Annotated in this window: 13 protein-coding genes and 1 pseudogene; 10 read left to right on the top strand and 4 right to left on the bottom strand. The window is 73.6% G+C overall.

The window, feature by feature from the left end; translation table 11 throughout:
* The first annotated feature begins 291 nt into the window (after positions 1-291).
* From RI138_RS07935 to RI138_RS07925, 3 genes are all read left to right on the top strand, one after another.
* The gene (locus tag RI138_RS07935) at positions 292-2,499 is read left to right on the top strand and encodes an acyl-CoA dehydrogenase family protein (protein ID WP_311119339.1); all 2,208 of its coding nucleotides are present in this window, start codon (positions 292-294) and stop codon (positions 2,497-2,499) included.
* A 25-nt stretch (positions 2,500-2,524) separates the two neighbouring features.
* Entirely contained in the window at positions 2,525-3,730 is a 1,206-nt protein-coding gene (locus RI138_RS07930) for a lipid-transfer protein (protein ID WP_311119338.1), read from the top strand.
* Between the two features lie 176 nt (positions 3,731-3,906).
* A complete protein-coding gene (locus RI138_RS07925) occupies positions 3,907-5,367 on the top strand; it encodes an MFS transporter (RefSeq protein WP_311119337.1) in 1,461 nt (486 codons plus the stop codon).
* 37 nt (positions 5,368-5,404) lie between these two features.
* Here RI138_RS07925 and RI138_RS07920 read toward each other — a convergent pair.
* Positions 5,405-5,827, bottom strand: a pseudogene (locus RI138_RS07920) (response regulator); the annotation flags it as partial.
* Positions 5,828-6,047: 220 nt separating this feature from the next.
* On the opposite strand from RI138_RS07920, the gene RI138_RS07915 reads away from it, so the two are divergent.
* The 3 genes from RI138_RS07915 (at position 6,048) to RI138_RS07905 (ending at position 9,046) form a co-directional block, all read left to right on the top strand.
* Positions 6,048-6,902: a MaoC/PaaZ C-terminal domain-containing protein gene (locus tag RI138_RS07915; protein WP_311119336.1), complete on the top strand. Its 855-nt coding sequence runs from the start codon at positions 6,048-6,050 to the stop codon at positions 6,900-6,902.
* A gap of 85 nt (positions 6,903-6,987) precedes the next feature.
* The gene (locus RI138_RS07910; RefSeq protein WP_096631617.1) at positions 6,988-8,064 is read left to right on the top strand and encodes a Zn-dependent alcohol dehydrogenase; all 1,077 of its coding nucleotides are present in this window, start codon (positions 6,988-6,990) and stop codon (positions 8,062-8,064) included.
* 34 nt (positions 8,065-8,098) lie between these two features.
* Positions 8,099-9,046: a 3-oxoacyl-ACP reductase gene (locus tag RI138_RS07905; protein WP_311119335.1), complete on the top strand. Its 948-nt coding sequence runs from the start codon at positions 8,099-8,101 to the stop codon at positions 9,044-9,046.
* A gap of 316 nt (positions 9,047-9,362) precedes the next feature.
* On the opposite strand, the gene RI138_RS07900 is transcribed toward RI138_RS07905, so the two are convergent.
* Positions 9,363-10,694, bottom strand: coding sequence for a hypothetical protein (locus RI138_RS07900; protein WP_311119334.1), 1,332 nt, complete (start codon positions 10,692-10,694; stop codon positions 9,363-9,365).
* 211 nt (positions 10,695-10,905) lie between these two features.
* On the opposite strand from RI138_RS07900, the gene RI138_RS07895 reads away from it, so the two are divergent.
* From RI138_RS07895 to RI138_RS07880, 4 genes are all read left to right on the top strand, one after another.
* Entirely contained in the window at positions 10,906-11,940 is a 1,035-nt protein-coding gene (locus RI138_RS07895; RefSeq protein WP_096631622.1) for an ABC transporter substrate-binding protein, read from the top strand.
* 120 nt (positions 11,941-12,060) lie between these two features.
* The gene (locus tag RI138_RS07890) at positions 12,061-12,897 is read left to right on the top strand and encodes a Nif3-like dinuclear metal center hexameric protein (protein ID WP_096631623.1); all 837 of its coding nucleotides are present in this window, start codon (positions 12,061-12,063) and stop codon (positions 12,895-12,897) included.
* Positions 12,894-13,637 (top strand): zinc ribbon domain-containing protein, encoded by a 744-nt coding sequence (locus RI138_RS07885; RefSeq protein ID WP_311122820.1) that lies wholly within the window; start codon positions 12,894-12,896, stop codon positions 13,635-13,637. Before RI138_RS07890 ends, RI138_RS07885 begins: the two co-directional genes overlap by 4 nt.
* Positions 13,637-15,067 carry a bifunctional RNase H/acid phosphatase gene (locus RI138_RS07880; protein WP_311119333.1) on the top strand — a complete coding sequence of 477 codons (1,431 nt, stop codon included), beginning with the start codon at positions 13,637-13,639 and terminating at the stop codon, positions 15,065-15,067. The genes RI138_RS07885 and RI138_RS07880 overlap by 1 nt, the downstream gene beginning before the upstream one ends.
* A gap of 412 nt (positions 15,068-15,479) precedes the next feature.
* Here the strand turns inward: RI138_RS07880 and eda are convergent, their stop codons facing one another.
* Both eda and yaaA read right to left on the bottom strand, forming a co-directional pair.
* A complete protein-coding gene (gene eda, locus RI138_RS07870; RefSeq protein ID WP_096627641.1) occupies positions 15,480-16,112 on the bottom strand; it encodes a bifunctional 4-hydroxy-2-oxoglutarate aldolase/2-dehydro-3-deoxy-phosphogluconate aldolase in 633 nt (210 codons plus the stop codon).
* A 149-nt stretch (positions 16,113-16,261) separates the two neighbouring features.
* Positions 16,262-17,062: a peroxide stress protein YaaA gene (gene yaaA / locus RI138_RS07865; protein WP_311119332.1), complete on the bottom strand. Its 801-nt coding sequence runs from the start codon at positions 17,060-17,062 to the stop codon at positions 16,262-16,264.
* Between the last annotated feature and the right edge of the window lie 20 nt (positions 17,063-17,082).

The raw sequence follows: 17,082 nt of genomic DNA, 5'->3' as shown, positions 1-17,082 counted from the left end.
GTTCCCGGCGGACGGCCGCCATGGTCGGCTTCTTCTTCATCGGTGGTCCCCCTGGGTTTCCGTCCGTATCTGCGCAATCTCCGTACGGGCCGCCGCGCAGGGCCCCCGGGCAGCGTTCTCCACCCGGGCTCCCTCAGGTGCGTTCATGCTAAACGCTTCCTCCGGGCCTACGTACTCCGCATGCCGCCCCGGAGGTTCCCCCGTGGACCGATCGCCCTCCTGACCTTCCGTCAGATTGGAACGTGTTCTACTCTTGCGCCGTTCCAGTGGCTGCGACCGGCGAGGACTCGCATGGGCATCGGCACGGGTATCGGCATCACCGAAGAACACCGCGCGCTGTCGCACTCCGTACGCGGATGGCTGGCGCACGCCGCGCCGCCCGGCGAGGTGCGCGAACTCCTCGACGCGGAGGGCCTGGCCGCCCCCGGCGCGCGCCCCGCGCACTGGGAGGCGCTCGCCGCGCAGGGGCTGGCCGGGATACATCTGCCCGAGGTGTACGGCGGTGGCGGCGGGGATCTCCTCGACCTCGCCGTCGTCCTGGAGGAGGCCGCCTACGCCTCATTGCCGGGCCCGTACCTCGCGACCACGCTGACCTCCGCCGTGCTCCACCGGGCCGCCGGTCCGGCGGCCGGCGCGCTGGGCGGGGTGCTCCGCGACCTGGCGGGCGGGGGCCTCGCCGCCGCGCTCGCCCTCGCCCCCGGCACCCTCGCCGCCACCCCCGTCGAGGGAGGTCACCGGCTCGACGGCACCGCGCCGCCCGTGCTCTCCGCCGCCGCGGCCGACCTGCTGCTCCTGCCCGCCGCCACGGCCGACGGCGAGCGCTGGTTCCTCGTGGACGCCGGGGCCGACGGGCTCACCGTGCGCCCGCACCGCAGCGTCGACCCGACCCGCCCCACCGCCGAGGTGAGCGCCGACGCCGTCCGCGTACCGGCGCACCGGTCCCTGCCCCCGGGCCCCGCGCTCGTCCGCGAACTGGCCGCCGTCCTCCTGGCCGCCGACGCCTGCGGGACAGCCGCCCGGAGCCTGGACACGGCCGTCGAACACGCCACCGTACGCGAGCAGTTCGGGCGGCCCGTCGGCGCGTTCCAGGGCGTCAAACACCTCTGCGCCGACATGCTCGTCCGCCTCGAACAGGCTCGCGCGCTGACCTGGGACGCGGCCCGGGCGGCGGACGGAGAACCTGAAGTGCGCGCGCTCACCGCCGCCCTCGCCGCCGCCACCGCACCCGAAGCCGCGTACAGCTGCGCCAAGGACGCCATCCAGATCCTCGGCGGGATCGGCTTCACCTGGGAGCACGATGCCCACCTCCACCTGCGCCGAGCCGTCCTCGCCCGGCAGCTCCTCGGTACCGCCGACGTCCACCGGCTGCGCGCCGCCCGCCTCGCCGAGGCCGGGGCCCGCCGCGAACTCGCCCTCGAACTCCCCGCCGAGGCCGCCCGCCACCGCACCGAGGCCCGCCATCACCTCACAGCCGCCCAGGGCCTCCCGCCCCGCGAGGCCCGCCGGGCGCTGGCCGCCACCGGCTACGCCGCCCCGCACCTGCCCGCCCCGTACGGACTGGACGCGGGCCCCGTACAACAGCTGGCGATCCAGCAGGAATCGAGGGAGCAGGGCATCCGCCTCAGCGACCTCTCCATCGCCACCTGGGTCGTGCCATCCCTCATCGCGTACGGGACCGAGGCTCAGCGGGAGCGCTACCTGCCGGCCACCCTGCGCGGCGACCTCCAGTGGTGCCAGCTCTTCTCCGAGCCCGACGCCGGGTCCGACCTCGCCGCCCTGCGCACCCGCGCCGTACGGACCGACGAGGGCTGGCGGATCACCGGGCAGAAGGTCTGGACGAGCGCCGCCCGCACCGCCGACCACGGCATCCTGCTGGCCCGCACCGACCCGGACGCGCCCAAGCACCGGGGCCTCACCTACTTCCTGGTCGACATGAAGCAGGCCCGAGGCATCGACATCCGCCCGCTGAAGGAGATCACCGGGGAATCCCTCTTCAACGAGGTCTACTTCGACGACGTACTCCTCCCCGCCGACGCAGTCGTCGGCGAGGTCGGCGGCGGCTGGCGCGTCGCCCGCAACACCCTGGGCAACGAACGCGTCCACATGGCCGACCGGATGACCTTCGGCAGCGGCCTCGAAGCGCTGATCGCCCGCTCCGCCGGACTCGACGACACGACCCGGACACGTATCGGCACGCTCGCCGCCGAGGCCCACGCCCTCGCCTGCATCGGGCTGCGCACCACACTCCGGCAGGTCTCCGGCCTCGAACCGGGTGCCGGGGCCTCCGTACGCAAACTCCTCCAGACCGTCCACCAGCAGAAGGCCGCCGAACTCACCCTCGAACTCCTCGGCCCGGACGGCGCGGTGGACGAGCCGGGAGCGGGGGAGCAGGCCCTCCGCGGCTTCCTGATGTCCCGCTGCCTGACCATCGCGGGCGGCACGACCCAGATCCAGCTGAACGTCATCGCCGAACGGATCCTCGGCCTCCCCCGGGACTGACCGCAAAGACAAGAGGAGTCGGAAGATGAAGGCCTACATCGTCGGCGTCGGTATGACGAGGTTCGAGAAGCCGGAGACCCGCGACTGGCAGTACTGGGACATGGTCCGCGAAGCGGGCACCGCCGCCCTGGCCGACGCGGGCGTCCGCTACGACCAGGTCGAACAGGTTCCCGTCGGCTACTGCTTCCAGGCCTCCACCGCCGGACAGCGTGCCGTCTACGAGCTGGGGCTGACCGGAGTCCCCGTCTACAACGTCAACAACAACTGCGCCACCGGCTCCACCGCCCTGATGCTCGCCCGGCAGTTCGTGGCGGGCGGCGGCAGCGACTGCGTGCTCGCGGTCGGCTTCGAGAAGATGGCGCGCGGGTCATTGGGCGGCGGATCGGGTGGTGGATCAGGCTCCGGCGGCGACTTCGCGACCTCGCCCGTCGCCCGGCACTACGGAATCATGGCCGCCGCCCACGGCTTCGAGACGTCCCCGCCCACCGCGCAGATCTTCGGGAACGCGGCCCGTGAGCACATGGAGCGGTACGGGACCACGCCCGCGCAGCTCGCGGCGGTCGGCGCCAAGAATCACCGGCACTCGGTGAACAACCCGTACGCCCAGTTCCAGGACCCGTACACGGTCGACGAGATCCTCGCCGCCCGTACCGTCCACCGCCCCCTCACCAAGCTCCAGTGCTCGCCCACCTCCGACGGGGCCGCGGCGGCCGTCGTCGTCTCCGAGCGGTTCGTCGAGCGGCACGGACTGGGGGAGCGGGCCGTGGAGATCGCCGCCCAGGCCATGACCACCGACACCGACGCCTCCTTCGCCTCCGGCAGCTGCATCGACGCGGTCGGCGCCCCGATGTCCAAGGCCGCGGCCCAGCAGGTCTACGCGGCCTCCGGCCTCGGCCCGGACGACCTCGACGTCATCGAGCTGCACGACTGCTTCTCCGTCAACGAACTCCTCACCTACGAGGCGCTCGGCCTGTGCGGCGAGGGGGAGTCCGGCAAGCTCGTCGAGTCCGGGGCGACCACCTACGGCGGGCGCTGGGTGGTGAACCCGTCGGGCGGGCTGATCTCCAAGGGCCACCCCCTGGGCGCCACGGGCATCGCCCAGGCCGCCGAGCTGACCTGGCACCTGCGCGGCGAGGCCGGAGCCCGCCAGGTCCCCGGCGCACGGACGGCCCTCGCCCACAACATCGGACTGGGCGGCGCGGCGGTGGTCACGCTGCTGCGGCGCACCTGAGCCTTGCGGCCGTGCGGTGCGTTCGGCCCCGCGAATCGGCCCCTGGGTCCGGGGCGCGTGCGGTGCGTACGGCCCCTTGAATCCGCCCCTGGGTCCGGGGGCGCGCGACGCCTGTGGCCCGGGACCCGGGACCTGCGTCCGATGCCCGATGTACGGGCCGCTCGCCGCCTGCGACCATGACCTGCATGCCTGACGTCTCCGTGCCCGTCTCCGCCCCATCGGCCACCCCGCGAATACCACCCAGCACCTGGGCCGTCGTCCTCGCCGCCTGCACCGGCCAGTTCCTCGTCGTCCTCGATGTCGCCGTCGTCAATGTGGCGCTTCCCTCGATGCGGGCCGACCTGGGGCTGAGCGCCGCCGCGCTCCAGTGGGTCGTCAACGCCTACTCGATCGCGTTCGCCGGGTTCATGCTGCTGGGCGGGCGGGCCGCCGACATCTACGGGCGCAAGCTGATGTTCCTCGTCGGGCTCGGCCTCTTCACCGCCGCCTCCCTCGCGGGCGGCCTCGCCCAGGAGGGCTGGCAGCTCCTCGCCGCGCGTGGCGTTCAGGGCCTGGGGGCGGCCGTGCTCGCCCCGGCCACGCTCACCATCCTCACGGCCGCCGTCCCCGAGGGCCCCGCCCGGACCAAGGCCATCGGGACCTGGATGGCGGTCGGCGCGGGCGGCGGTGCGGCGGGCGGGCTCGTCGGCGGGGTGCTCACCGACGCCCTGTCCTGGCGCTGGGTCCTCCTGATCAACGTGCCGATCGGGGCCCTCGTCCTGGTCGCCGCCGCCCTGCGGATCACCGAGGGCCGGGCGGGCGACCGGCGCCGGATCGACCTGCTGGGCGCGGTCCTCGTCACCGCGGGCCTCGCCGCCGTCGCGTACGGGATCGTCCAGACCGAGGCCGAGGGCTGGGCGGCCGCCACGCTCGTACCGCTGCTGGCCGGGGTGGCGCTGCTCGCCGCGTTCGTGGCGGTCGAGGCGCGGACGGCGGTGCCGCTGATCCCGCTGCGCGTGTTCTCCGTACGGGCGGTGTCGTCGGCCAACGTATCGATGCTGCTCATGGGGTCGGCGACCTTCTCCATGTGGTACTTCATGACCGTGTACGCCCAGAACGTCCTGGGCTACACGCCGTTGCAGGCCGGGCTCGCCCTGATGCCGACCTCGGCCGCCGTCGTCATCGGCGCCAAGATCGGGCCCCGGCTGATGGTGCGTACGGGGGCCAAGAGCCTCGCCGTCGCCGGGGTCCTGATCACCGCCGCGGGATTCGGCTGGCAGTCCACCATGGGTGTGGACGGCTCCTACCTCACCGCGATCATGTTCCCCGGCATCCTGATGATGGCCGGGGCGGGCCTCGCCTCCACCCCGCTCGCCGCCCTCGCCACCTCCGGCGCGGCCCCCGGGGACGCCGGACTCGTCTCCGGGCTGATCAACACCTCCCGCACGATGGGCGGGGCGCTCGGCCTCGCGGTGCTCTCGACCGTCGCCGCCGCCCGCACCGGGGGGTCCGGCGACGCGGCCGAGATCACCGCCGGGTACGCCATGGCCTTCCGTACGGCGAGCGGGGTGCTGCTAGCCGGGGCGGTCGTGATGCTGCTCTGGCTGCCGAACCACCGCAGCCCGCGTCCTCCGGCCGAGGTCCCGGCCAAGGTGTGACGGGGAGGGGTCAGGTGGCCGTCGGGGCTTCGGGGGGCGCCCCCGCGAACGCCGGGTCGATCACCGTCTCCCCGGTCAGGGCCGCCCGGATCGCCCGGACCAGATCCTCCACCGGGCCGTCCTTGACCAGGAACCCGACCGCCCCGGCCGCCAGCGCCTGCCGCAGCCGGTCAGGACCGCCGAACGTCGCCAGGATCAGCACCCGGCACTCCGGCACCTCCGCCAGCAGCGCGGCGGCGGCCGCCGGGCCTCCCCCGTCCGGCAGTTCGAAGTCCAGCAGAGCCACATCGGGGCGTGACGTCAGGGCCGCCGCCACGGCCTCGTCCCCGGTGCCGGCCCGGGCGGCCACCGCGAAGTCCGGCACCATGCCGAGCCGTATCGCCAGGGCGCCACGGGCCGCCGCCCCGTCCTCCGCGAGCAGGACACGGACGGACCTCGTGGGCCGGTGCTCCCGGGGCATCTCGTTCACCCGCCCAGGGTAGGCAGCCGTCGGCCGGGCGCCCTGATCTGACACGACGTCAGCAGTCTTCCCAACTTCGGGGGGCTGCGTTATACATGGGCCATCGGCTAGAACGCGTTCTACACGAGGCGCGCCCTGCCGGTCACCGCACGACCTCGGTGCGGGCGACGGTGCGGACGGTCGCGCCGAGGTCTTCCCATCATCAAGGAGCGGCTTCGCCATGCCCATTGATGCCCGAGCGGCCATCGCCGCCGAACCCCGCCGAGCCGAGATCGGCTGGGACCACAAGGACGTGCAGCTCTATCACCTGGGCCTCGGCGCGGGCAGCCCCGCCACCGACCCCGACGAGCTGCGCTACACCCTGGAATCCCGGCTCCAGGTACTGCCGAGCTTCGCCACCGTCGCGGGCGCGGGGACGGCTGCGTTCGGCGGCATGGGGGCGCCCGGGATCGACGTGGACCTGGCGCGCGTCCTGCACGGCGGGCAGTCCGTACGGGTCCACCGGCCGCTCCCGGTCGCCGGACGCGCCGTACAGACCTCGAAGGTCGCGGCGGTGTACGACAAGGGCAAGGCCGCCGTCATCGTGCTGCGTACCGAGGCGAGCGACAGCGACGGGGCGCTGTGGACGAACGACGCCGAGATCTTCGTACGGGGAGAGGGCGGGTTCGGCGGTGAGCGCGGTCCCTCCGACCGGCTCGCCCCGCCGGAGCGGGCCCCCGACCGCACGGTCGAGCGCCCCGTCCGTGACGACCAGGCGCTGCTCTACCGGCTGTCAGGGGACTGGAACCCGCTCCACGCCGACCCCGCCTTCGCCAAGCTCGCCGGGTTCGACCGGCCGATCCTGCACGGGCTGTGCACCTACGGCATGACCCTGAAGGCCGTCACCGACACCCTGCTGGACGGCGATGTGTCCCGCATCTGTGCCTACCGCACCCGCTTCGCCGGCGTGGTGTTCCCCGGCGAGACCCTCCGCATCCGGATGTGGGCCGACGAGGGCCGCGTCCAGGTCACCGTCTCCGCCGTCGAGCGGGACGACGCGGCGGTCCTCGCCGACACGCTCGTCGAGCACTCCTGAACACACCGGCGCCAGTGCCAGCGTCAGCGCCAGAACCAGTGCCAGCAGCCTTGCCGAAGATCACGATGTGAGGGGAGCCGTACCCATGCGCGCAGCCGTACTGCACGAGACAGGCCAGGAGAAGCTGGAAGTCCTCGACGACGTCGAGGCGGTGGGATTCGGCCCCGGAAAGGTCAAGCTCCGCATCCGGGCCACCGGGCTCTGCCACTCCGACGTCTCCGCCATGAGCGGCGTCCTCCCGCAGCCCGCCCCCTTCGTCCCCGGGCACGAGGGCGCGGGCGAGGTCGTCGACGTCGGCGACGGGGTGACCGGGCTGAGCGCCGGGGACCGGGTCCTCGTCTGCTGGCTGCCCGCCTGCGGCGCCTGCCCGTCCTGCAAACGCGGCCAGACCCAGCTGTGCCTGGCGGGCTTCATGAACGCGGGCACCCCGAACTTCAAGCGCCCCGGCGGCGATGTCTTCGGCTTCGCGGGCACCGGCACCTTCACCGAGGAGGTCGTCGTCGGCGCGGGCTGCGCGGTGCCGATCCCCGACGACGTACCGTTCGAGATCGCCGCCCTGATCGGCTGCGGGGTCACCACCGGCCTCGGAGCGGCCATCAACACCGCCAAGGTGGAGGCCGGTTCATCGGTCGCCGTCATCGGCTGCGGCGGGGTCGGCATCTCCACGATCCAGGGCGCCCGGGTCCAGGGCGCCGCCCAGATCGTCGCCGTCGACCCGGTCGCCTCCCGCCGCGAGGCCGCCCTCCGCTTCGGCGCCACCGAGGCCCTCGACCCGGACGGGCTGGCCGACGCCAAGCAGCGCATCACCGGCGGCGAGGGCTTCGACTACGTCTTCGAGGTCGTCGGCAAGTCCGCCACCACCCGCACCGCCTACGAGCACACCCGCCGTGGCGGCACCCTGTGCGTCGTCGGGGCCGGGGCCATGGACGACAACTTCCAGCTCAACATGTTCGAGCTGTTCTTCGACGAGAAGCGCATCCTGCCCTCCATGTACGGCGGCGGGGACGTCCTGCGCTCCTACGAACGGGCCGTCGCGCTCTGGCGGGCGGGCCGGATAGACCTGGAATCGATGATCACCCACCGGGTCCGGCTGGACGGCGTCAACGACGCCCTGGACCAGATGCGCACGGGTGAGTCGTTGCGTACCTGCATCGAGCTCTGAGCCCGGCACCCGACCGACCACGTTGAGGAATCCGATGTCACTTCCCCTCCCGCTGGACGGGCTGTCCGCGATCGTCACCGGCGCGGGCCGCGGCCTCGGCCGCGCCGAAGCCCTCGAACTGGCCCGGCTCGGCGCGGCCGTCGTCGTCAACGACTACGGACAGCCGGGCCGTGACGGCTCCGGCGAGGCGTCCGCCGCGCCCGCCGAGGAGGTCGCCGCCGAGATCCGGGCAGCCGGCGGCCGTGCCGTCGCCCACCTCGGCGACGTCTCCGACCACGAACAGGCCCGGGCGCTCGTGGAATCGGCGGTCTCCACCTACGGCCGGCTCGACATCCTCGTCAACAACGCGGGCATCCTGCGCGACCGGATGATCTTCTCGATGACCGAGGACGAGTGGGACGCGGTGGTCCGCGTCCACCTCAAGGGCCACTTCAACACCACGCACTTCGCCGCCGCCCACTGGCGCGCCCGGTCCAAGGAAGCGGGCGGCCCGGTCTACGGGCGCATCGTCAACACCTCGTCGGAGGCGTTCCTCGCGGGCTCGGCGGGCCAGCCCAACTACGCGGCGGCCAAGGGCGGCATCGTCGGTCTCACCACCTCCACCGCACTGGCTCTCGCCAGGTACGGCGTCACCGTCAACGCCATCTGCCCGCGCGCCCGGACCCGGATGACCGAGGACGTGTTCGCGGGCTTCCAGGAACCGGCCGACGGGACCCTGGACCCGCTGGCTCCCGAGCATGTCTCCCCGCTCGTCGGCTACCTCGCCTCACCTGCGGCGGCCGGGGTCAACGGGCAGCTGCTGGTCGTCCACGGGGGCATGGTCGCCGTCGTCGAACGGCCGCGGGTGGCCGCCCGGTTCGACGCGGCGAAGGAGGCGTTCACCTTCGCCGAACTGGACGAGCTGCTCACCCCGTACTACGCGGAGCGCCCGCCGAACGAGACCTTCGCGGCAGCCGAAGTGCTGGGGCTGAAGCGGCAGTAGGGAAACGGAAACGGGGGAGGGCCCGGACCGGCTGTTCGCCGGTCCGGGCCCTCCCGCGGTGCATCCGCCCGGTGGTTCAGGCCGCCCTGGATTCGTCCTCGGCGGGCCGCCGGTGGCGCCCGTGCGGCTGCACCGACGTGTTCTCCATCGACGCACCCCCTCGGTGCTTGCCGGAACCGCCGGTTCCTGCTCCCTCGTCCGCCCCCTGCGGGCGCGTCTGGGTCGTGTCGGTTCGCGCTTCGGACATGTGGGAAGTCACCCCGTTGTGATCGCTTGCTTGTGTCGCACGTGCGGCTGTCAGCCCAGGGGCCCGAGTCTAGGACCTGTCACAGGTCGGTCGCACGGCTCGGTGCAGAGGTGCCTGCCCCAACGGAACGGGCTTACACACAGCAGGAGCGGCAACGGCGGCGGACGGTTCCGCTCCGCTGCCCGAGCCCTGCGCCCGGTCCGTGCCGGAGGATGACTCCGTGTCCTCCGGGGCCTCCAGCCGCGCCACACCGCAGGGCGTCGCGCCGTTCGCGTACGGGAGATGCAGCACCCCCTCCCGGCTCCAGTAACCGGCCCCCGCCGACCAGCCCTCCGGTGCCGCGAAGTGGTGCAGCCTGCGCCCCGCCGGACGCCAGACCCCCACCCAGCTGCCCGCCGCGCCGTCGATCCGCAGCGCCACCGCACAGCTCTCCGGCATCAGCATCTGCCCGGGCTGCACCGCGAACGGCGTCACCGCCGCATCCGCCGGGCGCAGGCACTCCGGAAACCTGACCGGCAGGCAACTGCCCACCACACCCCAGCCGAGCCGGTCGTGGCCCGGGGCGTCGGAGCGGAGCAGCAGCAGCCCGCTGTCGGCGTCGGCGAGCAGCAGCCGGTCGTTGCTCTCCGGTGCGATCTGGAGCAGCGGTGTCACCTCGCCCTGCCGCCCGAGATCGACGGCGACCGTCTTGACCGGACCGCCGCCCGGCACCTGCCGGTCCAGCGCCAGCATCCGGCCCGCCCGGTCCAGCCACACCCCGCCCGAGCAGCGCCCGGGGATCTGCGCGATCCGTTCGGGACCGAAGGCGCCGCCCGCCACCCGCCACAGATACGAGGCGTGCCCGCCGACCGCCAGGGCGTACACGCTACGGCCGTCCGGCGACGGCGGCAGCAGGGTCGTCTCCGGGGACTCGACGGCGCCCAGCGGGAGTTCGCCGGTGCCGGGTCCGGTCGGGTAGAGCAGCGAGAACATCTGCCGGTCCGCCACCCGGCGCTGGATCAGCACCCGCCCGTCGGTGAGCGGGACCACCTGGGAGTCCGGCTCCTCGGGCTGGCCGAGGGGGAGGGGCACCGCGTACGGCTCGGGCCCGTCCAGGGTCCAGCGCTCCGGATACCAGGCACGCTCGCCCGGCGCCCCGGGGGCCGCGGTGAGCCGTGCCGCGTACGCCCCGTCCGCCGTGAGCGTGAGGCCACCGGGGGGTGTGCGTGGGGTCGAGCCTCCGGGTGCGCCCCGGCCCGGGATCGCGGACGGGGGGAACGCGGGCGGGGCGGGGATGTGCGCCCCGGCAGGCGCTTCGGGCGCGGCGGACCCTTTCTCCTCCGGTCCGGGTTCCTCTTCCGGTCCGGGTTCCGCCGTCGCGGCGGCCCCGGCGGTTCCACCCTCGATGGCACAGGCAGTCATGGACTCGTCACCTCCGGCTACGAAAGCTAGTTTTCGCACTTCCAGCCGAACAACGCGAGCCACCTCACTTCACACATAAGGGTGGCGATGCCCGGATTCTCCTGAGGTGGAGGGGGTGAGTGTGCTGGCGGAGGCGGCCGCGCCTATGGTTAGGCAGCCCTAACCAAACAGGCGTGCCCCCGGCACGTACGCGCATCAGCAGGAGCAAGCGATGTCCCTTCGGCCCCGCGGTACCGCCGCAGTCGCCCTGGCGGTTGCCGCCGCCCTCTCCCTCTCGGCCTGCGGGGGCGGCGACGGCGGCGCGGCCGGCTCCGACGCGGGCGGCGACAAGAAGGCCGCTGTCGCCACCGGCGGCAAGGACTTCGCGGACGCGGCGAAGAAGACGGCGGCGTACGGCACCGACGCCGAGGCCGGCGAGTTCCCCCGTACCCTCACCCACGCCATGGGCAGGACCGAGATCAAGGCGGCGCCGAAGCGCGTGGTGGTGCTGGACGTCGGCGAGTTCGACAACGTTGTTTCGCTGGGCCTGAAGCCGGTCGGCTACGCGCCCAGCGAGGGCGACGCGGCCATCCCCTCGTACCTGGAGAAGGACGCGGGCGAGCCCAAGAGTGTCGGCACGATCAACAGCCTCAACCTCGAAGCCATCGCGGGCCTCCAGCCGGACCTGATCCTCGGCAGCCAGCTGCGCGCCGCGGACAAGTACGACGAGCTGTCCAAGATCGCCCCGACCGTGTTCTCCATCCGCCCGGGCTTCACCTGGAAGGAGAACTACCTCCTCAACGCGGCCGCCCTGGACCGCACGGAGCAGGCCGAATCGGCGCTGGCCGCGTACCGGGCGAAGGCGAAGAAGCTCGGCGACGACATCGGCGCCGACAAGCCGACCGTCTCCATGGTCCGCTACCTGCCCGACCGCCTCCGGCTGTACGCCAAGGCCTCGTTCATCGGGACCATCCTGGAAGACGTCGGCCTGCCCCGCCCGAAGAACCAGCAGATCGAGGACCTCGCCACCGAGATCAGCCCGGAGAAGATCGACGAGGCGGACGCCGACTGGATCTTCACCGGCGTCTACGGCGACCCGAAGGCCACCCAGCGCGACACCGCCCGGTCCAACCCGCTGTGGAAGAACCTGAAGGCCGTCAAGGAGGGCCGGGCCAAGGACGTCTCCGACGAGACCTGGTACCTGGGCCTCGGCGTCACCTCGGCGGGCCTCGTCCTGGACGACCTGCGCGCGGACCTGGTGAAGTAGTCCTTTCGGCCGCGCGGTCCCGACCTGGTGAAGTAACGATTCGTGCCCGGCCGCCGGTCCCGGCGTACAGGTCCGGCGGTCAGGGGCGGCGGACCACGCCGGACAGGTAGCCTTTCCCCCGTGCCCCGTCTGTCTGAAGTCATCGCCGCCCTCGACGCCCTCTGGCCCCCCGAGCGGGCCGAGGGATGGGACGCGGTCGGTACGGTCTGCGGCGACCCGGACGCGGAGATCGGCCGGGTGCTGTTCGCCGTCGACCCCGTCCACGAGATCGCCGACGAGGCCCTGGAGCTCGGCGCCCAGCTGATCGTCACCCACCACCCGCTCTATCTGCGCGGGACGACGACGGTCGCCGCCGACACCTTCAAGGGCAAGGTCGTCCACACCCTCATCAAGCACGGCGTCGCGCTGCACGTCGCGCACACCAACGCGGACTCCGCCGACCCCGGTGTCTCCGACGCCCTCGCCGGCGCCCTGGACCTGCGGATCACCGGACCCCTCGTACCGGACCCCACCGACCCCGCCGGGCGGCGCGGACTCGGCCGGATCTGCGAGCTGGACCACCCCGAGACCCTGGCCGCCTTCGCCGCCAGGGCCGCCGCCCGGCTCCCCGCCACCGCGCAGGGCATCCGGCTGGCGGGCGACCCGGAGGCGCTCGTGCGTACCGTCGCCGTCAGCGGCGGCTCCGGCGACAGCCTCTTCGACGCCGTGCGCGCCGCGGGCGTCGACGCCTTCCTCACCGCCGACCTGCGCCACCACCCGGCGTCCGAGGCCGTGCAGCACTCGCCGCTCGGCCTGGTCGACGCCGCGCACTGGGCCACCGAGTGGCCCTGGTGCGAGCAGGCGGCCGCGCAGCTCGACGCGCTTTCCGACCGCCACGGATGGGACCTGCGGGTCCATGTCTCGAAGCAGGTCACCGACCCCTGGACCACCCACCATTCCTCTGGAGCCCCCAACTGAACGCCGCGCCCGCCGACCAGATCCGACTCCTCGAAGTCCAGGCCCTCGACGTACGTCTCGCCCAGCTCTCCCACAAGCGCACCTCGCTGCCGGAGCACGCCGAGATCGAGCAGCTCGGCAACGACCTCGCCCAGCTGCGTGACCTGCTGGTCGCCTCCACCACCGAGGAGAGCGACACCAGCCGCGAGCAGACCAAGGCCGAGCAGGACGTCGACCAGGTGCGCCAGCGCGCCGTCCGCGACCAGCAGCGCCTGGACTCCGGCGCGGTCTCCTCGCCCAAGGACCTGGAGAGCCTCCAGCGCGAGATCGCCTCGCTGGCCAAGCGCCAGGGAGACCTGGAGGACGTCGTCCTGGAGATCATGGAGCGCCGCGAGGCCGCCCAGGAGCGGGTCGCCGAACTGACCGAGCGGGTCTCCGCCGTCCAGGCCAAGGTCGACGCCGCCACCGCCCGCCGCGACGCCGCGACGGCCGAGCTGGACGCCGAGGCCGCCACGGTGACCAAGGACCGCCAGGTCGTCGCCGAGGTCATCCCCGCCGACCTGATGAAGCTGTACGACAAGCTCCGCGCCCAGCAGGGCGGGGTCGGCGCCGCCCGGCTCTACCAGCGCCGCTGCGAGGGCTGCCGCCTGGAGCTGAACATGGCCGAGGTGGGCGAGGTGAGGGCCGCGTCTCCCGACACGGTCCTGCGCTGCGAGAACTGCCACCGCATCCTGGTCCGCACCTCGGAGTCGGGCCTGTAATGAGCGCTGCCCCCGCTGTCCGCCGACTGGTGGTCGAGGCCGACGGCGGCTCCCGGGGCAACCCGGGGCCCGCCGGTTACGGCGCCGTCGTCATCGACGCGGCCACCGGTGAGACCCTCGCCGAGGTCGCCGAGTACATCGGCGTCGCGACCAACAACGTCGCCGAGTACCGGGGCCTGATCGCCGGTCTGACGGCCGCGAAGGCGCTGTTCCCGGACGCGGGGAGCGAGGGCGGCGGGCTGCGGGTACACGTCCGGATGGACTCCAAACTGGTCGTCGAGCAGATGTCGGGGCGCTGGAAGATCAAGCACCCCGACATGAAGCCGCTGGCGGCCCGCGCCGCCGCGATCCTGCCGCCGTCCTCCGTGACGTACGAATGGATCCCGCGCGCGCAGAACAAGCACGCCGACCGGCTCGCCAACGAGGCGATGGACGCGGGCCGCGACGGCAGGCAGTGGGAGGCGTCCGCCTCGACGGCCGAGCTGGACGCCCCGTCGCGCCACCGCACCGCGAGTACGGCTCCGCCCGTCCAGGGTCCGCCCGGCGACGCGGCCGCAGGCGCGGCGAAGGCCCGCGCGGCCCTGGCGGCCGCGCGTGGTGGCTCGGCGGCCCCGGAGGCGGACGGGCTTTTCCCGGTGCCGGGGGCCGAAGCGGCCGAGGGGGCGCCGGGGACTTCGGAGGGTTCACGGACGGTGGCCCCGGAGCCGACGGACGCCGCCGCATCCGCGCCCGCCGCGACTCCGGGCGGGACCTCGCCCGAGACCGCCGGATCGCCGCAGGTCGGCTGGGGTTCGGCCCCCGACCTGGGCGCGCCCGCCACCCTCGTTCTGCTCCGGCACGGCGAGACCGCGCTCACGCCCCAGAAGCGGTTCTCCGGAAGCGGCGGCACCGACCCCGAACTCTCCGCCACCGGCCGCGGCCAGGCCGAGCGCGCGGCCGAGCACTTCGCCGCCCTGGGCACGGTCCAGGAGATCGTCAGCTCGCCGCTGCGCCGCTGCCGCGAGACCGCGGCCGCCGTCGGCGCCCGTCTCGGCCTGGACGTGCGCATCGACGAGGGCCTGCGCGAGACGGACTTCGGCGCGTGGGAGGGCCTGACGTTCGGGGAGGTACGGGACCGGTACGCCGACGACCTCACCGCGTGGCTGGCCTCCCCGGACACCGCGCCGACCGGCGGTGGCGAGAGCTTCACGGAGGTCGCCGACCGGGTCGCGGCCGCGCGGGACCGGATCGTCGCCCGGTACGCGGGCCGCACGGTCCTGCTCGTCACCCATGTGACCCCGATCAAGACACTGGTCCGCCTCGCGCTGGGGGCCCCGCCCGAGGCGCTGTTCCGGATGGAGCTGTCGGCGGCCTCGATCTCCGAGGTCGCGTACTACGGGGACGGCAACGCCTCCGTACGGCTGCTCAACGACACCTCCCACCTGCGCTAGGGCCGACGCCGACCTGGTCGACGGAGCTGCTCGGGCGCGCCGCCGGGCCGCTGGTCTCCGTGACGGCCGCGAAGGTCGGCGTCTCGGGCGCGGTGATCCGGGTGTTCGCGGTACCGGCCCGATCCTCCTCGGGTGCGGGATGCCGGTCGCGAAGGTCGCCCCGGCCGCGCTCGTCGCCACCTTCGTGCCCTCGGTCGTGGGGGCGGGGGACGCACGCACTGCTCTCCCTGACGACGACTCTCCCTGACGACGACCGGGGACATCGCGCCCCCTGGCGGCCTGTGCGGGGCTGCCTCGGCGCGCGCCTCCGGCCCCGTCCGCCGGAGAGGGCGCCGCGGCTCCTGCTGGGGCTGCCTGCGCTGGGCACCGGCGGGCTCCACGCGGTCCGGATGCCGCGCTGACCTTCTGCGGGTCAGGCCCCGAGTGCCGCGGCCTCCGCCGCGAGCCGGGCCACCCGGTCCCAGTCCTTCGCCGCCAGCGCGTCGCCCGGAACCATCCAACTGCCGCCCACGCAACCCACGTTGGACAGGGCGAGGTAGGCGGGGGCGGAGGCGGGCGAGATGCCGCCGGTCGGGCAGAACCGGGCCTGGGGGAGCGGCGCGGACAAGGCCTTGAGGTAAGCCGTGCCGCCCGCCGCCTCGGCCGGGAAGAACTTCATCTCGCTCACCCCGCGCTCCAGCAGGGCCACCACCTCGGAGGTCGTCGAGACACCGGGCAGGAACGGCACGCCGGACGCCTTCATCGCGTCGAGCAGCGCGTCCGTCCAGCCCGGGCTGACCAGGAAGCGGGCCCCGGCGCCGACGGTGTCGCGCACGTGCTGCGGGGAGATGACCGTGCCCGCACCGACCACCGCGCCCGGCACCTCGGCGGCCATGGCCCGGATGGACTCCAGTGCGGCGGGCGTCCGCAGCGTCACCTCGATCGCCGGGAGCCCGCCCGCCACCAGTGCCCGCGCCAGCGGCACCGCGTCGGCCACGTCGTGCAGGACGACGACGGGGACGACGGGGGCGAGATCCAGGACGGAGGGCGGCGCGGAGGAGTTCATGGGGTCATAGTGCCGCGCGGGCGTCAGTATCTGCAACGCACGTTGCGCACACTGCAACGCACGGCTGTCCCGGGCCCAGCGGATCTCCTTTCCTCCCCAGGGCCTGTCGTCAGACTGCCGACCGCCCGCCAGGGATGACGGAACAGCCCTCAGCGGATCTCCGTCACCACCACATCCAGCGCCCACGGCCGCCCGGCCCGGGCAGGCTCCTCGGCCTCCACCACGTAACCGAGGTCCCGCAACGCCTCCACCAGCTGGGCCGGACCCTTCGGCCGGGCCCCCGCCAGCAGCAGATCCCGTACCAGCCGCCCCTTCGTCGCCTTGTTGAAGTGGCTCACCACGGACCGCTTCTCGACGCCGTCCACCACCTGGGACTGGAGCACCCGCACACTCGCCGTGCGCGCGGCCACCTCACCCTTCGGCTTCCAGGCGGAGGCGTACGCCGAGGACCGCAGGTCCAGGACGAGCCCGCCCCCGGCGGCCTCGGGCATGACGGCTGCCATGGGCGTGCGCCAGTACGCGCCGAGCGCTCCGAGGCCGGGCAGCTTCACGCCCCCCGAGCAGCGGTACGGCGGAATCCGGTCGCCGATCCGGACCGCGCCCCACAGCCCGGAGAAGACCAGCAGCGACGTCGACGCGAGCCGCCGGGCGCCCGAGTCCAGAGACGCCAGATCCAGCGCGTCGTACAGCACACCGGTGTACAGCTCCCCGGCAGGACGGGTCCCGGCGGTCCGCAACTCGGCGTTCTTCGCGACCTCGCCCCGCAGCCCCACACTGAGCCCGAGCACCTCGCGCGCCTTCTCCTCGTCCGCCTGGCACAGCTCGACCAGCTCGTCCAGCACCGCCGCCCGGGCCGGGGCGAGCCCCGGAAGCGACAGCGACTCCGGCTTCAGGGACGCCCCCCGCCCCGAGGCGGCCTTTCCTTCGGAGGGCGGCAACAGCACGAGCACGGCGGTTCTCCTTCGTACGT

Origin of the sequence: Streptomyces durocortorensis (genome assembly GCF_031760065.1) — a bacterium.
Lineage (GTDB): Bacteria > Actinomycetota > Actinomycetes > Streptomycetales > Streptomycetaceae > Streptomyces.
The sequence above is the reverse complement of the archived record's forward strand: the minus strand, read 5'-3'. Positions and strand labels throughout refer to the sequence as shown.

Coding starts and splice junctions, on each gene's coding strand:
- RI138_RS07925 (WP_311119337.1), top strand. CDS start 3,907: ATGACCTGCATGCCTGACGTCTCCGTGCCCGTCTCCGCCCCATCGGCC.
- RI138_RS07905 (WP_311119335.1), top strand. CDS start 8,099: ATGTCACTTCCCCTCCCGCTGGACGGGCTGTCCGCGATCGTCACCGGC.
- RI138_RS07895 (WP_096631622.1), top strand. CDS start 10,906: ATGTCCCTTCGGCCCCGCGGTACCGCCGCAGTCGCCCTGGCGGTTGCC.
- RI138_RS07935 (WP_311119339.1), top strand. CDS start 292: ATGGGCATCGGCACGGGTATCGGCATCACCGAAGAACACCGCGCGCTG.
- RI138_RS07880 (WP_311119333.1), top strand. CDS start 13,637: ATGAGCGCTGCCCCCGCTGTCCGCCGACTGGTGGTCGAGGCCGACGGC.
- RI138_RS07930 (WP_311119338.1), top strand. CDS start 2,525: ATGAAGGCCTACATCGTCGGCGTCGGTATGACGAGGTTCGAGAAGCCG.
- RI138_RS07910 (WP_096631617.1), top strand. CDS start 6,988: ATGCGCGCAGCCGTACTGCACGAGACAGGCCAGGAGAAGCTGGAAGTC.
- RI138_RS07900 (WP_311119334.1), bottom strand. CDS start 10,694: ATGACTGCCTGTGCCATCGAGGGTGGAACCGCCGGGGCCGCCGCGACG.
- RI138_RS07915 (WP_311119336.1), top strand. CDS start 6,048: ATGCCCATTGATGCCCGAGCGGCCATCGCCGCCGAACCCCGCCGAGCC.
- eda (WP_096627641.1), bottom strand. CDS start 16,112: ATGAACTCCTCCGCGCCGCCCTCCGTCCTGGATCTCGCCCCCGTCGTC.